Here is a 6,143-nt window from a genome sequence, read left to right as displayed (position 1 = left end):
TCAAGGTACCGACTAATTAAACTTTATTTATAGCTATTTATGCAGGAGAATCCATGGGCGGCATCAAGTAAGCGTTTTTTTACATGTGGGTATTTTCTTAAGAACTCGGTATTTTGATAAAAAAGGATTCATTACGATATGGAGCCATGGATTATAAGCCTAATGACTTTTTCAGCCGATGAAAATTAACTCGGTATTACAGGTTGATTCAAACCAAAACAGCCACTTGATTCCCAAACGATTGTTATATAGTGTAGAACCATAGAACAACCCTATTACAGAACGATCCACTTTTCAGCGATATCTTTTCTGCAATGTTAACCACCTAATTTTGCAAAGGGTTACAAAAAACGAAAAAGCAAGAAGAGAGGAGACCATTCATGTGAAAAAGTAAGACACTTTAGAACACAAACTGACGATGAAACTATCAAATTCAAATCATCCCTGTACATAAACTGCTGGACTCCGGCACAAAGAGGGGATTAAGAGAGGAGAAACAATTGTGAAATATGTATTAGGTATCGACTTAGGAACAAGTGCAGTTAAGGTGTTGTTAGTTAACCAAAACGGGGAGATTCATAAGGAAACTTCTAAATCTTACCCCTTGATTCAAGAAAAAACGGGATATAGCGAACAAGACCCTGAGCAATGGGTCATCCAAACTATAGCTGCCATTTCTGAACTGGTAGATCATTTTGACGGAGATATCAACGACATTGAAGGCCTTAGTTTTTCCGGACAAATGCATGGGTTGGTACTATTAGATGATGAACATCAAGTATTACGTAATGCGATTTTATGGAACGATACACGAACAACCGATCAATGCCGGCATATTTATGATGCCATTGGGGAGAAGAAACTTTTAGAGATCACTAAGAATCCAGCTTTAGAAGGGTTTACCCTTCCGAAGATTTTGTGGGTGAAAGAAAACGAACCGCACAAGTATGAGCAAGCTGCAACCTTCTTATTGCCAAAAGATTACGTACGGTACCGTTTCACAGGCCGGCTGCACATGGAATGCTCTGATGCTGCTGGGACACTCTTGCTAGATGTGGCCAGCCAATCTTGGAGCGAAGAGCTTTGTGACATAATGGATATTGATCCCAAAATTTGTTTACCTTTGGTTAAATCACATGAGTTAGTAGGAACCATTACCGAGGAGCTTGCAGTAGATACCGGTTTAACAAAGGAGACTAGAGTATTCGCAGGTGGCGCAGACAATGCTTGTGGGGCGATAGGATCAGGGATCTTATCAGAAGGTAAAACACTTGCCAGTATTGGAACGTCTGGTGTGGTTTTATCCTATGAAGAGAATTCCGATTTGGATTTTGAAGGAAAAGTGCATTATTTCAATCATGCGAAAGAAAACGCCTATTATACAATGGGTGTTACTTTATCGGCGGGCCATAGCTTATCTTGGTTCAAGGAAGTGTTTGCAGAAGGGAAGGATTTCGAGGAATTGTTGGCAGAGGCCAACCAAGTCCCCATTGGTTCTAACGGCTTACTGTTTACTCCTTATCTGGCAGGTGAGCGTACTCCCTATGCAGATGCGGTAATCCGGAGCAGTTTCATCGGCATGTCTGATTCCCATAAATTAGGAGACTTTGTCAGAGCGGTACTAGAAGGAATTACTTTTTCGTTAAACGAGTCTATCCATATATTCAGGGAAAATGGTAAGAAAATCGATACCATCTTCTCTGTCGGCGGTGGTGCGAAAAGCGAGCTATGGATGCAAATTCAGGCCGATATTTTTGATGCAGATATTATTAAACTAGAAACAGAACAAGGGCCTGGCATGGGAGCAGCTATGCTGGCCGGGGTTGGCTGCGGATGGTACGAATCACTTGAAGCCTGTGCAGACCGGTTTCTGGAGAAGAACCAGGTATTTAAACCGAATAAGGAGAGCGTGAAAAAGTATCGTAGACTTTATGAGATTTATAGAAAAGTCTATGGAAGTACAGCAGCTTTAAATCAAGAGTTGAAAGAGTTTCGTAAATAACATTAGATAATCAGATATTTTGCTGAATTGTGCTATAATCATTTTGTAACAAACAGCATCCAAGTAAAAATACTGAGGTATAAAATTCTCTTTCCATGGAGAATCTTATACCTTTTTGTTTTTGCTATAATAATAGGTAATCAACCAAATTTTTTTGCTTTGCCAATTACCTTAGACCTCAAAAAGGGAGAGATTATTTTGATTAGAGTGTTGATTGTAGAAGATGATCAATTAGTCCGGAAAGGACTTATATCTATTTTGCCTTGGAACGATTTTCATATGCGTGTGGTCGGTGAAGCTAGTAACGGAAAGAAGGCATTGGAGTTTCTTGAACAGACAAAAGTGGACTTGATTTTTACCGATTTAAATATGCCGGTTATGTCGGGAATTGAGTTTATGAGAATTGCTCGGCAAAAATACCCCGATATATTTTTTGCTATCCTTACCATTCATCAGGATTTTGAATATGTCCAAGAAGCGTTGAGACTGGGAGCGCTAGATTTTATTACGAAAGTTCAATTGGAGAAGGAAAACTTTGATGAAATCTTAAAGCGTATATATCAGAGAATTTTGAAAGAATCAAACCATCAAGTAGAATCTGAAATGTCTAATTTTGATGTGGATACGGGTATAGTCGTTTATAGAAGAAGACCCTTTACAAATACAGAATGGTTGGAGGACAGCAGGCTTAAACTGATAAGTAACCTTAAAAAGATCGATGAACAAATTATACTTTTGGTTCCCAAGCAAAACGCTTCCCTTGAAGAAATTTGGCAGGAATTAGATAGTACTGACGATTTCCTATTGGTAGAAATACATAATATTCGAAATCAATTTAAAAACCAGGTTCATAGACTATTGATTGACTATAAAGATAATCTGTTTTTTTATGACAGCCATAAGGAAACAAACCGACAGGTCAAAACGGTGGCCGATTTTGAAGGGGAAAACGATATCTTTCATCAGCACACTTATAAATTGAGGAAAAAATTATTAGAACTTGACTGGATTATTGATCAACAGCAATTTGAAGAGACCCTGCAAGAACTACAGCACAGACGTTTACCGAGGCATCACTTGTATCAATTGTTGATCGAGTTTGCGGATGAATGGAACATGAGATATTCTTATATCCCGGCTTCCCGCAGGGATCATCCTGAGCCGTTTGATCACTGGCATGAGGTAGAAAAATGGTTGAACAATTTTCGTGAAATTGCGCTGTTATCTATTGGAAAGAACTATGCCAACGATGTTGTGAAGAGCATCCTGAACGCTGTCAAACTTATTCAAGAGAATGTAAGCGAACCCATTACTGCTGAGGACATTGCTATGAAAGTGAGTATGAGCAGGAGTTATTTTAATAAGTGTTTTAAAGATATTACAGGCCAGTCTTTTCACCAATATTTGAAAGAGAGACGTTTGAATAAGGCAAAAGAAATGTTGAAAAACTCAAATGAATCGATTCAATGGATCTCTGAACAAACTGGCTATCTGGATGAGAAGTATTTTAGCAAAATATTTAAACAGCAAATCGGCATGCTTCCAAGTGAATACAGGAAACCGGCCCGCAGGGAGAAAAATGATTTCCAATAGTGAGACACTTGGCTTCTTGATTTTTAGTTTTCGTTTAAAAGATACATATTTCTACCCTATCTTACCTTTTCGTCATAAATGTAAGCGTTTTATTATTGGTAAGATTATAAGTGTAAAATACAAATTGAACGAAGGGGGTTCATGTAATTCCTGCAAGTGATGTTCAGAAAGTGACGGGAAGAGCAAGTTTAATCGGATGCTGTCAGCTTATGTAACGCTCGTTCCAATTTACAGGAGGAGGTTGAAACATGAACAGAAAGAGAGTATGGATTTCATTGATGTTAATACTTGTTATTTCTATTTTGGCTGCCTGTGGCGGAGATGATCAATCTTCAGGTGAAAATGAAGACGGGAAAAAAGTTGTGAAGATATGGTTTGGAAGAGAGGATTTTATCCCGGAAGATAACTTTGAGAAATTTCATGAAGAACACCCTGACATTCAAGTAGAAGCAGATGTAGTGCCATTGGAACAAGCGGTCTCGGACTTTATGAGAAATCACACTGCCGATAATGAGCCGGATATCGTCCAAGTTTTTCATGACAACGTAGGGACAATGGTTTCTCAAGGAGCGTTGATGGACATATCCGATTACGTGTCAGAGTGGGAGGAAAACGATTCGGAAACATTTGATAAAATACTTAGCCAGGCTTGGGATATAGCAAGCTGGGAAGAAGAAGTTTACGGTATGGGCATCCACGTAGGACCTTACTGGCATGTTTACCGCAAGGATTGGTTTGAGGAAGCTGGATTGGAAATACCAGAAACGTACGATGAGTTATTGGATGCAGCGAGAGAATTGGACACAGACGAGCATGAGGGGTATGCCCTTGTAGGCGGACGTGAACACCCTGCTTGGTGGTTCAGTTCAATGTTTGTTTCTATGGGAGGAGAATATACGGAGACCGGACTGCCAGTCATTGATTCTGAGGCTGGACATTATTTGATCAATTTCTATCAGACCTTAATGAAAGAAGAGTTAATTGATCCGAGCGCTATCTCGTGGTCATCAGGAGAAATGAGAGGTTCTTTCATCGGGGGGAATGCAGCAATGGCCCCTATTGGTGACAATATCTTCCCACTGATTCAGGAAGAGATGAGTTATGGGGAAGAATGGACAGCTGCTCCGCAGCCAGCACGTCCAGGCGCTGAAGATAAGAACGTCCACGAAATTTGGGGATGGCCAATGATGGTAAGTTCGAAGACTGAGCATCCGGAAGAAGTGATGGAGGTCCTGAAGTATCTTAGCGATACGGAGATTGTTTCAGAAGTTGCCCAACGTTACCAACCGACTACGAATGTGGAAGTAATGTCCAGTGAAGAGTATCAGGAAGCAAAACCATGGGCAGCAGACTTTGAAGAAGAATTTGCGAATACCATTATCATGCCTTCTCATATCAATCAAGGTGAAGTTATGAATGTTTTGTTAGATATTCAACAGGAAGCTTTGCAAAATCCTGACAGGGATCCTGCCGACCTCGCAGCAGAATTCCAGCCAGAGCTGGATGCACTTGATAATTAAGACGTTCCATTGAAAGGAGAAGAGGAGAGATTGCTTTGATAAAGCTTATTCTCTTCTCCTGCCATATTATAAATGAAAAGAGGGGGTTCCTATGTCATCAACTCAGTTAGCACAGAAAGGTGAGATGGCCAAAAAGAACAAAGGTCTCAAATTGAAGAAGAAATTGATTCCTTATCTTCTAATCTTGCCGGCTATTGCGATAGTCATTGGTGTATTGGGCTATGCGATTGTGGCAGGCTTGTTGATGTCTTTTTACGATATTCAATTCTCATTTGCAGAAGCACCATTTGTTGGACTGCAAAATTACGTGAACTTATTTACGGATGCAACGTTTATAAATTCTTTGGTTGTTTCCTTAATTTTTGTGTTTGGCAGTGTAGCTTTAGGTTTAGCTCTATCCCTCGCTTTTGCATTGAGTTTGTATAAATGTACAAGAGGAAGCAACTTTTTTAAAGCATTGTCTTTAGTTCCCTATTTAATTTCCGGGATTGCAACGGCGATCATGTTCCGATTCTTATTCAGTGGGGATGTAGGGTTAATCAACCTGATTTTATCTACAATGGGACTTAATACGGTTAACTTTTTAGCTGATCCTGTCTGGGCGCTCATTGTTTGCATCTTAGCGAATGTTTGGTTCGTATGTCCGTTTGCCACGTTGGTGTTACTGTCCGGTATCCAAAGCGTCGATACAGAATTGTTCGATGCGGCGAAAATTGATGGGGCACGTAAACCCCATATCCTCTTAAATATCATCCTTCCATTAATTGCTCCGATGATGGGGATTAGCTTGATTTGGTTAAGTTTTGCAAGCTTTAACATGTTTGACGTTATCTTGCCGTTGACCAATGGAGGTCCTGGCAGGGCAACCGAAGTAATGGCTCTGTTTATGTACAATGTAGCATTTGATGAATTGCAGTATTCTTTAGGAAGTACGGTTATGGTGATCATCTTGTTCTTCAATGTGTTAACTAGTGCGATTTACCTGAAAGTATTTAAAATCGGCAGCGCAGACTAATGATCAGGGAGGG

At 40.0% G+C, this 6,143-nt stretch carries 4 protein-coding genes; all 4 read left to right on the top strand.

Annotated elements, in window-relative coordinates; translation table 11 throughout:
- The first annotated feature begins 502 nt into the window (after positions 1 to 502).
- The 4 genes from xylB (at position 503) to ACFQIC_RS17135 (ending at position 6,130) form a co-directional block, all read left to right on the top strand.
- Positions 503 to 2,002, top strand: a complete 1,500-nt coding sequence (gene xylB, locus ACFQIC_RS17150; protein WP_204708631.1) for a xylulokinase — start codon at positions 503 to 505, stop codon at positions 2,000 to 2,002.
- A 198-nt stretch (positions 2,003 to 2,200) separates the two neighbouring features.
- Entirely contained in the window at positions 2,201 to 3,595 is a 1,395-nt protein-coding gene (locus ACFQIC_RS17145; RefSeq protein WP_204708630.1) for a response regulator, read from the top strand.
- Positions 3,596 to 3,843: 248 nt separating this feature from the next.
- Positions 3,844 to 5,115, top strand: a complete 1,272-nt coding sequence (locus tag ACFQIC_RS17140; RefSeq protein ID WP_204708629.1) for an ABC transporter substrate-binding protein — start codon at positions 3,844 to 3,846, stop codon at positions 5,113 to 5,115.
- A gap of 91 nt (positions 5,116 to 5,206) precedes the next feature.
- Positions 5,207 to 6,130 (top strand): carbohydrate ABC transporter permease, encoded by a 924-nt coding sequence (locus ACFQIC_RS17135; RefSeq protein ID WP_204708628.1) that lies wholly within the window; start codon positions 5,207 to 5,209, stop codon positions 6,128 to 6,130.
- The last annotated feature ends 13 nt before the right edge of the window (positions 6,131 to 6,143 follow it).

Origin of the sequence: Halobacillus seohaensis (assembly GCF_042663045.1) — a bacterium.
Classification (GTDB): domain Bacteria; phylum Bacillota; class Bacilli; order Bacillales; family Halobacillaceae; genus Halobacillus_A; species Halobacillus_A seohaensis.
This window is presented reverse-complemented; position numbering and strand designations above follow the sequence as displayed.